This is a genomic window from Xanthomonas sacchari (genome assembly GCF_040529065.1).
Taxonomy (GTDB): domain Bacteria; phylum Pseudomonadota; class Gammaproteobacteria; order Xanthomonadales; family Xanthomonadaceae; genus Xanthomonas_A; species Xanthomonas_A sacchari.
Map to the genome: position 1 here is coordinate 1,311,104 of NZ_CP132343.1, position 14,219 is coordinate 1,325,322.

12 protein-coding genes are annotated in these 14,219 nt (G+C 71.0%); 8 read left to right on the forward strand and 4 right to left on the reverse strand.

The window, feature by feature from the left end:
- Positions 1 to 21: 21 nt before the first annotated feature.
- Positions 22 to 2,049: a sodium-translocating pyrophosphatase gene (locus RAB71_RS05600; RefSeq protein ID WP_010343374.1), complete on the reverse strand. Its 2,028-nt coding sequence runs from the start codon at positions 2,047 to 2,049 to the stop codon at positions 22 to 24.
- A 356-nt stretch (positions 2,050 to 2,405) separates the two neighbouring features.
- Between RAB71_RS05600 and RAB71_RS05605 the strand changes: the two genes are divergently transcribed.
- Positions 2,406 to 2,846: a hypothetical protein gene (locus tag RAB71_RS05605; protein WP_175300605.1), complete on the forward strand. Its 441-nt coding sequence runs from the start codon at positions 2,406 to 2,408 to the stop codon at positions 2,844 to 2,846.
- A 174-nt stretch (positions 2,847 to 3,020) separates the two neighbouring features.
- Here the strand turns inward: RAB71_RS05605 and RAB71_RS05610 are convergent, their stop codons facing one another.
- Complete coding sequence (locus RAB71_RS05610; RefSeq protein ID WP_010343372.1) at positions 3,021 to 3,338, reverse strand: DUF6434 domain-containing protein; 318 nt, start codon at positions 3,336 to 3,338, stop codon at positions 3,021 to 3,023.
- 187 nt (positions 3,339 to 3,525) lie between these two features.
- Positions 3,526 to 4,782, reverse strand: coding sequence for a 6-phosphofructokinase (locus RAB71_RS05615; protein ID WP_010343371.1), 1,257 nt, complete (start codon positions 4,780 to 4,782; stop codon positions 3,526 to 3,528).
- Positions 4,783 to 4,927: 145 nt separating this feature from the next.
- Here RAB71_RS05615 and RAB71_RS05620 point away from each other — a divergent pair, with 145 nt between their 5' ends.
- The 4 genes from RAB71_RS05620 to RAB71_RS05635 all read left to right on the forward strand — a co-directional run bounded on the left by RAB71_RS05620 (position 4,928) and on the right by RAB71_RS05635 (position 8,828).
- Entirely contained in the window at positions 4,928 to 5,491 is a 564-nt protein-coding gene (locus tag RAB71_RS05620; protein ID WP_010343370.1) for an adenylate kinase, read from the forward strand.
- A gap of 535 nt (positions 5,492 to 6,026) precedes the next feature.
- Positions 6,027 to 7,466 (forward strand): UDP-N-acetylmuramate:L-alanyl-gamma-D-glutamyl-meso-diaminopimelate ligase, encoded by a 1,440-nt coding sequence (gene mpl / locus RAB71_RS05625; protein ID WP_010343369.1) that lies wholly within the window; start codon positions 6,027 to 6,029, stop codon positions 7,464 to 7,466.
- Positions 7,467 to 7,494: 28 nt separating this feature from the next.
- A complete protein-coding gene (locus RAB71_RS05630; RefSeq protein WP_010343368.1) occupies positions 7,495 to 8,076 on the forward strand; it encodes an LON peptidase substrate-binding domain-containing protein in 582 nt (193 codons plus the stop codon).
- Between the two features lie 275 nt (positions 8,077 to 8,351).
- Positions 8,352 to 8,828 (forward strand): protease inhibitor I42 family protein, encoded by a 477-nt coding sequence (locus tag RAB71_RS05635; RefSeq protein ID WP_010343367.1) that lies wholly within the window; start codon positions 8,352 to 8,354, stop codon positions 8,826 to 8,828.
- 72 nt (positions 8,829 to 8,900) lie between these two features.
- On the opposite strand, the gene RAB71_RS05640 is transcribed toward RAB71_RS05635, so the two are convergent.
- Positions 8,901 to 10,913 (reverse strand): bifunctional DedA family/phosphatase PAP2 family protein, encoded by a 2,013-nt coding sequence (locus tag RAB71_RS05640; protein WP_010343366.1) that lies wholly within the window; start codon positions 10,911 to 10,913, stop codon positions 8,901 to 8,903.
- 332 nt (positions 10,914 to 11,245) lie between these two features.
- On the opposite strand from RAB71_RS05640, the gene RAB71_RS05645 reads away from it, so the two are divergent.
- The 3 genes from RAB71_RS05645 to RAB71_RS05655 all read left to right on the forward strand — a co-directional run bounded on the left by RAB71_RS05645 (position 11,246) and on the right by RAB71_RS05655 (position 14,196).
- Complete coding sequence (locus tag RAB71_RS05645; RefSeq protein WP_010343365.1) at positions 11,246 to 11,908, forward strand: serine/threonine-protein kinase; 663 nt, start codon at positions 11,246 to 11,248, stop codon at positions 11,906 to 11,908.
- A 125-nt stretch (positions 11,909 to 12,033) separates the two neighbouring features.
- Positions 12,034 to 12,849 (forward strand): NAD(P)-dependent oxidoreductase, encoded by an 816-nt coding sequence (locus RAB71_RS05650; protein ID WP_010343364.1) that lies wholly within the window; start codon positions 12,034 to 12,036, stop codon positions 12,847 to 12,849.
- A gap of 186 nt (positions 12,850 to 13,035) precedes the next feature.
- On the forward strand, positions 13,036 to 14,196 hold the full coding sequence (locus RAB71_RS05655; RefSeq protein ID WP_029562141.1) for an ROK family transcriptional regulator: 1,161 nt from the start codon (positions 13,036 to 13,038) through the stop codon (positions 14,194 to 14,196).
- The last annotated feature ends 23 nt before the right edge of the window (positions 14,197 to 14,219 follow it).

Consider the following 14,219-nt stretch of genomic DNA (forward strand, 5'->3'; position numbering starts at 1 on the left):
CGGCGCCCGCTGTCTCTGCAGCTACAGCAACGGCACCAGCAGCAGCGCCACGATGTTGATGATCTTGATCAGCGGATTGATCGCCGGCCCGGCGGTGTCCTTGTACGGGTCGCCGACGGTGTCGCCGGTCACCGCGGCCTTGTGCGCCTCGCTGCCCTTGCCGCCGAAATGGCCGTCCTCGATGTACTTCTTGGCGTTGTCCCAGGCACCGCCGCCGGTGGTCATCGAGATCGCCACGAACAGGCCGGTGACGATGGTGCCGATCAGCAGGCCGCCGAGCGCGCGTGGGCCCAGCAGCAGGCCGACCACGATCGGCACCGCCACCGGCAGCAGCGAGGGCACGATCATTTCGCGGATCGCCGAGCGGGTCAGCATGTCCACCGCGCGGTCGTACTGCGGCTTGGCGGTGCCCTGCATGATGCCGGCGATCTCGCGGAACTGCCGCCGCACTTCCTCCACCACCGCACCGGCGGCACGGCCCACCGCTTCCATCGCCATCGCGCCGAACAGGTAGGGGATCAGGCCGCCGATCAGCAGGCCGATGATCACCGTGTGGTCGGAGAGGTCGAAGGCGAAGGTCTCGGTCGGGTGCGCGGCGCGCAGGTTGTGGGTGTAGTCGGCGAACAGCACCAGCGCTGCCAGGGCCGCCGAGCCGATCGCATAGCCCTTGGTCACCGCCTTGGTCGTGTTGCCGACCGCATCCAGCGGGTCGGTGACCGCGCGCACCTCCGGCGGCAGTTCCGCCATCTCGGCGATGCCGCCGGCGTTGTCGGTGATCGGGCCGTAGGCGTCCAGCGCCACGATCATGCCGGCCATCGACAGCATCGCGGTGGCGGCGATGGCGATGCCGTACAGGCCCGACAGCGCGAACGCGCCCCAGATCGCCGCGCACACCGCGATCACCGGCAGCGCAGTGGATTTCATCGAGATGCCAAGCCCGGCGATGATGTTGGTGCCGTGGCCGGTGGTCGAGGCCTGCGCCACATGCTGCACCGGCTTGTACTGGGTGCCGGTGTAGTACTCGGTGATCCACACGATCAGCCCGGTCAGCGCCAGGCCGATCAGCGCGCAGCCGTAGAGCTTGCCGGCACCGGCGGCGGTGTCGCCCATCAGTTGCTGGGTCACCGGCCAGAACGCCAGCGCTGCCAGCACCGCCGAGACCACCACGCCCTTGTACAGCGCGCCCATGATCGAGCCGCCGGGGCGCACGCGCACGAAGAAGGTGCCGACGATGGAGGCGACGATCGACACCCCGCCCAGCACCAGCGGATACAGCACCGCGTTGCGCCCGGCCTCGGCGGCCATCAGCCCGCCCAGCAGCATCGTCGCGATCACCGTGACCGCATAGGTCTCGAACAGGTCGGCGGCCATGCCGGCGCAGTCGCCGACGTTGTCGCCGACGTTGTCGGCGATCACCGCCGGGTTGCGCGGGTCGTCCTCGGGAATGCCTGCCTCGACCTTGCCGACCAGGTCCGCGCCGACGTCGGCGCCCTTGGTGAAGATGCCGCCGCCCAGGCGCGCGAAGATCGAGATCAGCGAACTGCCGAAGGCCAGGCCGACCAGCGCATGCAGGCTGTCGCCGACGCTGTGGCCCAGCCACTGTAGCAGGCCGTAGTAGCCGGCCACGCCGATCAGGCCCAGGCCCACCACCAGCATGCCGGTGATCGCGCCGCCGCGGAACGCCACCGCCATCGCCGGCGCCAGCCCGCGCCGCGCCGCCTCGGCGGTGCGCACGTTGGCCCGCACCGACAGGTTCATGCCGATGTAGCCGGCGACCCCGGACAGCACCGCGCCGATCGCGAAGCCCCCGGCGGTGTACCAACTCAGGAACACGCCGACCAGCACCAGCAGCACCGCGCCGGCGATGGCGATGGTCAGGTACTGTCGGTTGAGGTAGGCGCGGGCGCCTTCCTGGATCGCATCGGCGATCTGCCGCATGCGTTCGTTGCCGGCGGGTTGCGCCAGGATCCAGCGCGTGGAGACGATGCCGTAGAGCACCGCCAGAGCCGCGCACGCCAGTGCCACGGTGACCGCATATCGTTCCAGCATGACCCCTCCCAAGGATGTGGATGGCGCCCAAGCGTTGGACGTACCGCGGGATCACACCGTAGGAGCTGAAGCATGCAACGACTCCGCGGCCACAACGCGCGCCGCTGGTGCGTATCGCAATGTCATCTGGCCTGGACGTGGACGAGTATGCGCCTGGCTTGGTGATGCCGCCAGCGACCCGGCAGGGCATCGCAGTTTTGGCGTCCGGTTCAGTCTGCGCATGGCAGCGTGGCGCATCGCTTCCGAGGAGCCTTCCGATGCACACGACGCTTTCCCCAAGGCTGCGCGCACGCGCTTCGATCCTGGCACTCGGCCTGTGCGCGCTGGCGCCGCTGGCCGCCGTGGCCGCCGATCCCATGCCGGAACTGCAGCGCCCGGCCAGCGCGCCGCAGGCGGTGGGCGTGGTGCACACCATTCGCCAGATCCCCGAGGCCTGCGTGCGCTTCGAGGGCGAATACACCGGCGATGCGGCGCAGCCCTACCGGTTCTCCGCGGTGCGCAGCAGCCCCACCTGCCAGCCGCGCGCGAAGCTGGTCGAGTTCGACCAGGCCAAGCCCAGCGAGGCCACCGGCTGGAAGTTCAACGACCTGATCCGCGTGCCCAGCGCCGCCTGTCCCTCGCAGCAGGCGGTGGTGCGGGTGTGGCGCAAGCCGGTCGCGCTGAATACCGAGCGCGATGGTCAGGGCCAGTCGCGCATCTATCTCGAAGAGGCCAAGCAGCAGGCGGCCGCCGGCAAGGTCCCACAGGTGCCGCAGTTCACCGCGCAGATGACCATGGAGGGCAAGGCCTGCCGCTGAGCGTGCGGCTTGGATGACAGCCTCGCCCGTGTCGCCTGCCGCGCGGCACGGGCCGCAGGTTTGCATGACGGTGGCGGACCTGCCGTGTCACGCACGCACATGGCACATGGCACATGGGCGCCATCGGCGCCTGCGTAAACCGGTAGCCAGGGACGTGCGCGCGGCTGTCTCGCGCTACTTGGCCGTCGCCGACCCATCGCCTGCGGCGTGCGCGACAGGCGACGTCACATCAGGCGCAGCTGCGCCGGTATGCTGCCGCCGCCATTCGTCGGCGACATCGACCATGGTCTTGGCGACGCCATTGCGGATCCAGGCCATGAACGCGCGATCGAAGACGAAGCGGTCGCCGCATGCCGCAACGAGAAAACGACGCACGTTCTGCGTGTTGCGGTAGCGTCCATCCACCGGCGTCGCGCGCGTGATGGTGTCGCTGTGCCAATCGAAGTGCATACGCTTGGACGCGCTGGTCGTATCTTCGTGCGTGTCGCGCATCCTGGTTGTCCCGTCTTCTCGGAAGCTCCGGACACTCCGGCATCGGCGCCGGAGGCGCCGGCGCTGTGCACCCTCTTGTCGCGTCCCTCGAGCGTGACGCGCAGCGCCTGCGGACGCCGGCGCGCATGGCGTCATGCCGCGCGCGACGGCATGCGCCGATGACGCCATGACGATCTGCGCCGCGCTGTCAGCCCTCCCAGGCCGGCAGCTTCTTCTTCACCGCCACGTTCTTCAGCGCCACGTACTTGGGCAGGCCGTCCGTGCCGTAGGGCAGCGGCGCCTCGCCGCGGATCAGCGGCTGCAGGTAACGGCGCGCCTTCTCGGTGATGCCGAAGCCGTCCTTGCGCAGGAACCCAGCGGGCATCTTCTTCTCGTGGTTGGCGACCTTGTGCAGTGGCGCCGCCTCGATCTTCCAGCGGTACGGCGCATCGCTGCCGCGCGCGATCGCCGGCATCACCGCGTTCATGCCCTTCAGCGCGAACTGCACCGCGGCCTTGCCGACGGCCTGCGCCTGCTCCCAGTCGGTACGGGAGGCGAGGTGGCGGGCCGAACGCTGCAGGTAGTCGGGCAGGGTCCAATGCACCTTGTAGCCGAGTTCGGCCTTGACCTTGCCGGCCAGGTAAGACGCGACGCCGCCGAGCTGGCTGTGCCCGAACGCATCGGTGCCGCCGCCGGCATCGGCGACGAAGCGCCCGTCGGCGGTCTGGATGCCCTCGCTGGCCACCACCACGCACCAGCCGACCCTGTCCACCACCTTGCGCACCTGCGCCAGGAACGCGGCCTCGTCGTAGGCGCGTTCGGGAAACAGGATGATCTGCGGCGCGTCGTCCGGCGATTGCGCGGCCAGTCCGGCGGCGGCGGCCAGCCAGCCGGCATGGCGGCCCATGGCTTCGTAGACAAATACCTTGGTCGAGGTCTCGGCCATCGCCGCCACGTCCAGCGCCGCCTCGCGCACCGACACCGCGGTGTACTTGGCCGCCGAGCCGAAGCCCGGGCAGGTGTCGGTGACCGCCAGGTCGTTGTCGATGGTCTTGGGCACGCCGATGCAGTGCAGCGGGTAGCCGAACGCCTGCGCCAGCTGCGACACCTTCCACGCGGTGTCGGCCGAATCGTTGCCGCCGTTGTAGAGGAAGTAGCGCACGTCGTGCGCCTGCAGCACCTGCAGCAGGCGCTCGTACTTCGCGCGGTCGGCCTCCAGCGACTTGAGCTTGTAGCGGCACGAGCCGAACGCGCCGCCGGGGGTGTGGGCCAGCGCGGCGATGGCCGCCGCCGACTCCTTGGAGGTGTCGATCAGGTCCTCGCGCAGCGCGCCGAGGATGCCGTTGCGCGCGGCCAGCACCTTGACCTTGCGCGCCCGCGCTTCGCCGATGACGGCGGCGGCGCTGGCGTTGATGACGGCGGTGACGCCGCCGGACTGGGCGTACAGCAGGGTGCCTTGGGCCATGGTCGGGGTTCGCTCCTGGGGTGGGGACATTGCCGGGACATTGCCTGGATGCGGTAAGCTGGGGATCTTGCGGTGCAGCGCAGGCGTGGCCCCCGAGTCTAACGCCGCCGGCCGCGCACGGTACTTTCCTCGAGGAGTCAGGTTGATGCGATTGGTGCTGTTGGGACCGCCCGGATCGGGCAAGGGCACGCAGGCGGCCCGCCTGAAGGACAAGCTGCAGATTCCGCACATCTCCACCGGCGATCTGCTGCGCGCCGAAGTCGCCGCCGGCACTCCGCTGGGCGTGCAGGCCAAGGAAGTGATGGCGCGCGGCGACCTGGTCTCCGACGACATCCTGTTGGGCATGCTCGAATCGCGCCTCGGCCGCGACGACGTGCGCAACGGTTTCATCCTCGATGGCTACCCGCGCAACCTGGCTCAGGCCGGCGCGCTGGACGAACTGCTGGCCAAGCTCGGCCAGCCGCTGGACGCGGTGGTGCAGCTGGACGTGGCCAACGAACTGCTGGTCGAGCGCATCGCCGGCCGCGCCAAGGCCGAAGGCCGCGAGGACGACAACCCCGAGTCGGTGCGCAAGCGCCTGCAGGTCTATACCGATTCGACCGCGCCGGTGATCGGCTTCTACGACAAGCGCGGCACGCTGGCGCGAGTGGATGGCGTCGGCTCGCTGGACGAGGTGCTCGCCCGCATCCTGGCGGCGATCGGCCGCTGAGGCGGCCCGGCACGCCGGCGCCCGCAGCGGGCGCCGGACGTGCAGATGGCGCGGGATCCCGACGATTGCGCGTCTCCCGGTCACGACGCGCAACGCCCGTAGGAGCGGCTTCAGCCGCGACGGGCTTTACCGGGAATGCGCATCGCGGCTGAAGCCGCTCCTACGAAGGTAAGGTTGTCTCCCGCCGCGGCGCAGCGAGTGATCGGCCGTGGGCGCGCATGCCGCTTGCCATCAGGCCGGGCTTGGTAAAAGTAGGGTGCCAGCGAACGGGCTTGCTCAGGGCCCCACGACATGAGCTCCCTTGGGGATGGTCTCTTGGGGAGTAGAACCACAGGGTGTCGAGGCTGGCCCGTTCATTCTCGGCGTCGGCTCCCGACTTGCCTATCGGGGACTTTCCTCAGCGGATGTGGGGGATTCCCTACTTGACGGCGTCGCGCCACGATTGCCCCGGATCGGCCCCGCGGCCCGTCTGCCGCGGCCAACCGCCGCGCCTGCGCCGGTTTGCGTGCGTCGGGGGATCGGCGACAATCGGACCATGAGCAAGATCCATATTCTCGGCATCGCCGGTACGTTCATGGGCGGTGTCGCCGCGCTGGCGCGCGAACTCGGCCATGCGGTCGAGGGCAGCGACCAGGCGATCTACCCGCCGATGTCCACGCAGTTGGAACACCTGGGCATCGCGCTGAAGCAGGGCTACCTGCCCGAGCACATCGCCGCGGACTGCGACCAGGTGATCGTCGGCAACGCGCTGTCGCGCGGCAACGCCGCGGTGGAGGCGGTGCTCGACGCCGGGCGCGCCTACACCTCCGGCGCGCAATGGCTGAGCGAGCAGGTGCTGCCGGGGCGCGACACCCTGGCGGTGGCCGGCACCCACGGCAAGACCACCACCACCAGCATCCTGACCTGGCTGCTGCAGGCGGCCGGGCGCGAGCCGGGCTTTCTGATCGGCGGCGTGGCCGAGGACTTCGGCGTGTCCGCGCGGCTGGGGCGTGCAACTACCGAACCCTCATCCGGCGCTGCGCGCCACCTTCTCCCGGGGGGAGAAGGGCATCAGGGGCCGGCCCTGGCGGACCGGCCGCTGTTCGTCGTGGAGGCCGACGAGTACGACACCGCGTTCTTCGACAAGCGCAGCAAGTTCGTGCACTACCGGCCGCTGGTGGCGATCCTCAACAATCTCGAATACGACCACGCCGACATCTTTCCCGACGTCGCCGCGATCCAGCGCCAATTCCACCATCTGGTGCGGACCGTGCCGCGCCGCGGGCGGCTGATCGTCAATGGCGAGGACGCGCACCTGCGCGAGGTGCTGGCGATGGGCTGCTGGACCGCGGTGGAGCGCTTCGGCTTCGATCCGGCGTTCGAGTGGAGCGCTCGCTTGATCGCCGCCGATGGCAGCCGCTTCGCGGTGCTGCACCAAGGCCGCGAACTGGGCGAGGTGGATTGGCCGCTGCTCGGCCGCCACAACGTGATGAACGCGCTGGCCGCGCTGGCCGCCGCCCATGCGGTGGGCGTGGCGCCGGCGCAGGTGATGCCGGCGCTGGCGCGCTTCCGCAGCGTCAAGCGGCGCCTGGAAGTGCTCGGCCAGGCGCAGGGCATCACCGTGTACGACGACTTCGCCCATCATCCCACCGCCATCCGCACCACCCTGGAAGGCCTGCGCGCCAAGGTCGGCGCCGCGCGCATCGTGGTGGCGATGGAGCCGCGCAGCAATTCGATGCGGCTGGGCGCGCATGCCGACGCGCTGGCGCCGGCGCTGGACGCCGCCGACGCGGTGGTGTTCCTGCAGCGGCCGGAGTTGGCCTGGGATGCGGGCAAGGTGATCGCCGCGGTGCGCGGCGAGGCCTGCGCGGCGGCCGACGTGGACGGCTTGCTGGCCGCGCTGCAGGCGCAGGCGCGCGCCGGCGACCACGTGGTGTTCATGTCCAACGGCGGCTTCGACGGCGCGCCGCGCCGCTTCCTGGCCGCGCTGCAATGAGCGCGGCCGGGCACGGCGGAGCCGGCGCGTGAGCCCGCAGCGGACCACGCTGCCGCTGTTCCCGCTGCACGCGGTGCTGCTGCCCGGCGCCTCGATCAAGCTGCGGGTGTTCGAGCGCCGCTATCTGGACCTGGTCCGCGAGTGCGGGCGCACCGATAGCGGCTTCGGCGTGTGCCTGATCCTGGACGGCAGCGAGACCGGCGCCCCGGCGGTGCCGGCGGCGTTCGGCACCGAGGCGCGCATCGTCGATTTCGATGTCGGCGCCGATGGCGTGCTGGTGCTGAGCCTGCGTGGCGCGCGGCGCTTCCACGTGCTGCGCAGCCGGGTTCGCGACAACGGCCTGGTGGTCGGCGACGTGGAATGGCGCGAGGCCGATGGCGACGACGAACTGCGTCCGCAGCACGCGCTGTTGGCGACGGTACTCGACAGCATCCTCGACCAGGCTGCCGCGGTGTATCCGCTGGCCGGTCCGCGCCAGCTCGATCAGGCCGCCTGGGTCGGCTGGCGCATGGCCGAACTGCTGCCGCTGGACGAACGCCAGCGCCTGTCGCTGCTGCAGGAAGACGACCCGCACGCGCGGCTGGATCAATTGCTGGCCTGGATTCCCTGAGCGAGGCAGGCGAGGGCGGCTGCGCCGTCCCGGTCGGCATGCGGAACGCGGCGGCCGGCATCGGCGCGGCCGAGTGCCGCCAGCAACCACGATCGCCGCGCGCTGCACTCGCGCGGCGGCCAGGGCGCCGACCCGCGCCCTGCATATGGCATTCAGCGCGCCGCTAGCAGGCGCAGGCCACGCTTGGCAGCGATCGGCGGCCGCGCCCGGCTGCCGGCAACGGCATCCCGCCCTGGCGGCCTGACGTCCTGTCCACGCACGATCGAGGACTTCGTATGAAGCGTTCCTTCCTGCTGTTGTTGCTGTCCGCCGGCGGCGGCCTGAGCCTGCCCGCCATCGCCGCCGAGACTTCCCCCGCGCCCGTTGCTGCAGCCGGCCAGGCCGACTGTCCGCGCGGCGCCATCGCCCTGGTCACCGGCAATGCCGATCAGGTGTCGCCGAAGACCTGCCTGACGCCCTCGATGAAGCCATTCGCGCTGCAGCGCGGGCAACTGTTCGCCATCACCCTCACCGAGAACGGCTCGACCGGCAGCGCCTGGGCCTTGCGCAGCCTGCCCGCGCCGCTGTCGCTGCTCGACGTCGAGCATGCACCGGGCACGGCCTGCGCCACGGGCCGCATGGGCTGCCCCAGCACTGTCACCTACACCTTCAAGGCCACCGATCACGGCAGCGGCACGATCGATCTCATCTACTCCCGCCACTGGGAAGATCGCGCCACCGACTCGCGTTCGATCCGGGTCGAGGTGAAGTAGCCGCCACCACTGCCTGCAGTCGCAGGCAGGACGGCGCTGATCGTTCAGAAGCGCGAAGCCCGTCGCCGCCGCTCAGGGCGACGGCGGCGCCTCGCCGTCGCTGCGCACCAGCAGCACCGGGATCTGGCTGCGACGGTGCATGTCCTTGCGGGTGGGCAGCGCTTGCAGCGCCTCGGTCACCGCATTGAGCGCCGGATCGGCGCCGCGCAGCGGGCGCCACAGGCCGATCAGGTTGAAGTGGCGCTCGTAGCGCAGGCTCTGCGCGCTGCCCAGCCACAGCGGCACGTTGCCCGGCTGCAGGCGCGCCGGCGCCGGCCACAGGCGCAGCGCATACAGCTCGTCCGGATTCGGGCCGGGGCGCAGCATCAGCAGCGACTCGACGCGCGTGTCCAGCGTCGCCGGCAGCACCGGCACCTGTGCCGGCGTGGCCTTGTAGTCGAGCAACTGCAGCGCCTGCTGCCAGCCGGCTTGCGGCTGCACCCGCCAGCCGGCCGCTTCGAGCTGGCGCTGCAGCGGCGCCAGCGGTCCGGCCACCTGGATGTCCAGCGGCCAGCGCTGGTCGTCGTCGAACTCGTTGCGCCGCGACGGCAATTGCCGCCAGTCGCGCTGCCACCAGGCCGCATCCGCCAGTTGCGTGACCTGCGGCGGCGGCGGTTCGAACTTGGCCAGCTTGCGTTCCAGCTGGCGCGGCGCGTACCACAGCGCGGCGATCGCGAAGCCGCCATAGAACAGCCAGGCCAGCGGCTTCATCCAGAACCCGCGGTTGAAACGGCGGCGGTAGGCGATGCCCAGCACCAGCAGCCAGAAGATGCCGAACAGCATGCCGCCGACCACGTCGCTGAGCCAGTGCGCGCCCAGGTACAGGCGGGCGAAGCCGATCAGGGTCACCACCGCACCCGACAACAGGTACGGCCACACCCGCGAGCGCCCCGGCAGTTCGCGCGCGATCAGCACCGCGAAGAAACCGAAGCTGATCGTGGCCATGGTCACCGCCACCGACGGGAAACCGAAACCGCTGCTGGCCGCCGGCGGCCGCACCACGTGCACCGTGGTGCCGAGCAGCTTGGTCAGGGCCAGGCCGAACGCCAGCGCCGCCAGCCAGTGCGCCGCGGCCATCCAGCGCCGGCGCCAGGCCAGATAAAGCAGGCCCAATGCGGTCGGCGGCAGCAGCACCTGCCAGTCGCCCAGCGAGGCCAGCGCGGTCATCGGGTAGTCGGCCAGCGGGTTGCGCAGGGCCAGCATCAGGTCGTGCACCGCCAGGTCCAGGCGCAACGGCTCGCCGTGCGCCACCACCACCATCAGCAGCGCGAACCAGCCCCAGCCCAGTGCCAGCAGCATCACCGCCAGCATTGCCAGCGGCACCGACTCGCGCCGCTGCGGGTCGAACACCGCGATCGAGTAGCGGCCCAGCACCGGATGCCGGCGCGACCAGTCCAGGCCGCGCGCCAGCAGTGCGTCCATGTGCCCAGCCGACCAGCGGTAGCCATACAGCACGATCGCCCACACCAGGCCCAGCGCCAGCGCCAGCAGGCCCACCACCAGGAACAGACGGCCGGCGACCGCGGCCACCGCGTCGTAGGCCTGGCCCAACAGCCAGCCCGGCCCGAGGAACAGCAGCGCCCAGGTCACCGCGGCCACGCTGCTGGGCAGCAGGTAGCGCCGCAGCGGCATCTTCATCATGCCCGCCACCGCCGGCACGAACGGCCGGATGGCGCCGACGTAGCGCGCCACCAGGATGCTCTTGAAGGCGTTGCGGCGGAACATCGCCTCGCCGCGGTCAAGCAGCTGCGGGTAGCGCTTGAACGGCCAGTAGTTGCGCAACTGATGGCCCCAGCGGTAGCCGACCCAGTAGCTGACCGCATCGCCGATCAGTGCGCCGAGCGCGGCGCTGATCACCGCATACGGGCCGGAGATCTGGCCCAGGCCGATCAGCACGCCGATCGCGAACAGCAGCGGCAGCGCCGGCACCAGCGTGCCGAGGATGATGACCGCATCGCAGAACGCGATGGCGAAGATGACCGCGCCGGCCAGGATGGGGTGTGCTGCGATCCACTCCAGCGTGGCATCGGTCCATGAGGCATTCATCGGGCAAGTATAGAGGGAGCGTGATGACGGTCCGTTAGCGCTGGCGATGCCGAGTCGGGCGAGCGCCCTTGCAGCACCGGGCTGCCCGGCGCCTGGTTTGCTGCGGGCGCATTGTGGGCGCGATCCCGGACTGCGCCGGTCCAATCCGCGCCGCGGAGCGCGGGGCCGTGCGTGGATCCGCCGCAGTCCGGCGCGACGCACCGAACCGGCGGTGCGGCCTGCCGTGGCGTGGGGCGCGACGCGCAGCTGACCAGCGCCGGAGCAGGCGCCTGCCTGGCGGGGGCGGTGTGTGCGGACCGGTCAAACCGCGTCGCACGCTCTACACTGACTGGATGCCTGCCCCCGCTCCCCGCACCGTCCAGATCCTCAAGGCCGACAGCTTCGGTCGCATCCTGCTGCTGGGCGAGGGCGACGCGCGCTTCGTCCGCCGCGACCTCACCGCCTCGCCGTGGTGGCTGCGGCTGCCGGCGTGGTGGCTGGCGCGGCGCGAGGCGCTCGCCCTGCGCCAGTTGGACGGCATGGCGGCGACGCCGCACCTGCGCGGCTGGGACGGCACCTTCCTGGATCGCAGCTACCTGGACGGCGCGGCGATGTACCAGCGGCCGCCGCGCGGCGACCTGGCGTATTTCCGCGCCGCGCGGCGCCTGCTGCAGCAGGTGCACCGGCGCGGCGTGGCGCACAACGACCTGGCCAAGGAAGCGAACTGGCTGGTGCTGGCGGACGGCAGCCCGGCGCTGATCGACTTCCAGCTCGCCGTGCGCGGCGCACCCCGCTCGCGCTGGATGCGCCTGCTGGCGCGCGAGGACCTGCGCCACCTGCTCAAGCACAAGCGCATGTACTGCGCGCATGCGCTCACCCCGATCGAGCGGCGCCTGCTCAAGCGCCATTCCTGGGTGCGCGAACTGTGGTTCGCCAGCGGCAAGCCGGTCTATCGCTTCGTCACCCGGCGCCTGCTCAAGTGGGAAGACAACGAGGGGCAGGGGCCGAAGCCCTGAAAGGCCGGGATTGGGGATTCGGGATTGGGGATTGGCAACGGCGCATGGCGGCGCCTGACCCTCCCCTGGTGGGGACAGCAAGGCGCTAAGCTTTGGCGAATCTCCAATCCCGAATCCCTAATCCCGTGACCTTACAAGGTAAAACCCTCTTAATCACCGGCGCCTCGCGCGGTATCGGGCTGGCGATCGCGCTGCGGGCCGCGCGCGATGGCGCCAATGTGGCGATCGCGGCGAAGTCGGCGGTGCCCAATCCGAAGCTGCCCGGCACCATCCACAGCGCGGCGGCGGCGGTGGAGGCGGCCGGTGGGCGTGCGCTGGCGCTGAAGTGCGACATCCGCGAAGAGGCGCAGGTACGTGCGGCGGTGGCGGCGACGGTGGAGGCGTTTGGCGGCATCGACATCCTGGTCAACAACGCCAGCGCGATCTGGCTCCGCGGGGCGCTGGACACGCCGATGAAGCGCTTCGACCTGATGCAGCAGGTCAATGCGCGCGGCAGCTTCCTGTGCGCGCAGGCCTGCCTGCCGCATCTGCTGCGCAGCGCCAACCCGCACATCCTGACCCTGGCGCCGCCGCCGTCGCTGGACCCCAAGTGGTGGGCGCCGCATACCGGCTACACCCTGGCGAAGATGGGCATGAGCTTCGTCACCCTGGGCCTGGCCGGCGAGTTCGGCCCGCAGGGCGTTGCGGTCAATGCGCTGTGGCCACGCACGCTGATCGCCACCGAGGCGCTGAACATGATCCCGGGCGTCGAGGCCGGCAACGGCCGCCGCCCGGAGATCATGGCCGACGCCGCGCATGCCGTGCTGACCCGGCCAGCGGCCGGCTTCTACGGCCAGTTCCTGATCGACGACGCGGTGCTGGCCGAGTCCGGGGTGCACGACCTGTCCGGCTATGCCTTGGATCCCTCGCAGCCGCTGCTGCCGGATCTGTTCCTGGACTGAGACCCCAGGCGCCGGCGCACCGGAGGCGATGCGGCGCCGCGATTTGGGCGGCAGGGGCCGCGACCGCAAACGCACCGTGTGCGGGCGGCGGCGCGCTGCGCAAACGCTCTGTTCCATCCGAGCGCGGCCGGTGCCGCAACGACCCGGCGCGGCTATGCTGCCGGGGTCTTGATGCCACCGCCGCCCATGCCCGCTCCAGTCGCCGTCGCCCTGCCGCGCCTTCCCGAGTCCCGCCACGCCATCCATGCCGATCTCAGCGACAACGAGCGGCACATGCTCGACCGCCTGCGTTTGGCCGGCACCGCCACCCGCGCCGATCTCAGCCGCAGCACCGGGCTGACTGTGCAGTCGGCGGTGCGCCTGGTCGATGCGCTCGCCGAGCGCGGCCTGGTCGCGATCGGCGCCTCGCTGGCGCATGCCGGCCGCGGCAAGCCGGGCGCGGGCATCGCGCTCAATCCCGGTTACGGCCATACCGTCGGCTACGCCATCGCCACCGATGCGCTGTCGCTGGCGCTGCTGGATTTCAGCGGGCAGATCCGCGCCACTGCCGAACATGCGCTGCGCTCGACCGAGCCGGCCGCGCTGCTGGCGCAACTGCGCGAGGCCGATGCGGCGCTGACCGCGGCTGCTGGTGCCGGGCTCGGCCCGCGCCTCGGCGCGGGGGTGGCGATGACCGGCTTCTTCGTCGAGGACGGCGTGCACATGAATCCGCCCGAGCCGCTGCGCGCGCTGGGCGAGCTGTCGATCGGCGACTGGCTGGCCGAGGCGCTGGGCCTGCCGGTGTGGGTGGACAACGACGGCACGGTGGCGGCGGCGGGCGAGAGCCTGCTCGGCATCGGCCGCCAGTACCGCGATTTCGCCTATCTGCATTTCAACTACGGCCTGGGCGGCGGCGTGGTGATCGACGGCACCTGCCTGCGCGGCGCGCACGGCAATGCCGGCGAGTTCGCCGGCATGCTGCCGCAACAAGGTCTGGAGCGCGGTACGCTGGAGCTGTTGCGGCAGTTGCTGGCCGAGGACGGCATCGCGCTGCCCGACATCCGCGCGCTGCTGGCGGCCTACGATCCGGCGTGGCCGGCGATCGAGCGCTGGATCGCGCGGGTGGCGCCGGGCCTGTCGCTGATCGTCTCGGCGATCGTGGCGATCTTCGATCCGCAGGCGGTGGTGTTCGGCGGGCGCATGCCGCGCGAACTGGCCACGCGGCTGATTCCGCACGTGCGCATCGACAACCAGCCACGCCGCGGCCAGGCGCGGCCGTTGCCGCTGTTGCTGCCGGCCGCCGCCACCGCCGACGCCAGTGCGGTGGGCGCGGCGGCGCTGCCGCTGAAGGCCTGCTATTTCCGTTGAACCCATTCCTCCGCGGCGTCGCC